This is a genomic window from Shewanella sp. DNRA4, from assembly GCF_012843185.1.
GTDB classification, from domain to species: Bacteria; Pseudomonadota; Gammaproteobacteria; order Enterobacterales; family Shewanellaceae; genus Shewanella; species Shewanella xiamenensis.
Map to the genome: position 1 here is coordinate 1 of NZ_JABAIP010000045.1, position 497 is coordinate 497.

1 pseudogene is annotated in these 497 nt (G+C 48.9%); it reads left to right on the plus strand.

Features of this window, described 5'->3' with window-relative positions:
* Positions 1-497 (plus strand): annotated as a pseudogene (locus tag HG547_RS20775) (IS630 family transposase); the annotation flags it as partial.

The following is a 497-nucleotide window of genomic DNA, read 5'->3' on the forward strand; positions in this document are numbered from 1 at the left end:
GAGTACCATCCCAATCACATCTACAAGCTACTCAAGAGCATGGGATTCTGTTGGATAACCAGCCGCTCTAGGCATCCAAAACAAACTCAGAGGTTACAGGACGCTTTTAAAAAAGTTTCCTCTGGAAACGATCCTTCACACTCCCATTCATATACAACCCCACCAGATTGATATTTGGTTTCAGGACGAAGCAAGATTCGGCCAGCAAAATACAACGACACGCCTTTGGGCCCCCAAAGGTAGTAGACCAAGAGCGTTAAAACAGCAGCAGTTTGAATATGCGCACCTCTTCGGCGCTGTCTGTCCTGCAACAGGAGAAACGGAAGCCATCATCACGCCATTCGTCAATAAGGACATCATGCACCAGCACCTGGAGCTAATTGCAAAACGCACCAAATCTGGCCGCCATGCAGTCGTGGTAATGGACGGTGCGGGTTGGCATACCAATGACATTGCTGCTGATATCCCTAACCTGTCGATCCTCAAACTGCCGCCAT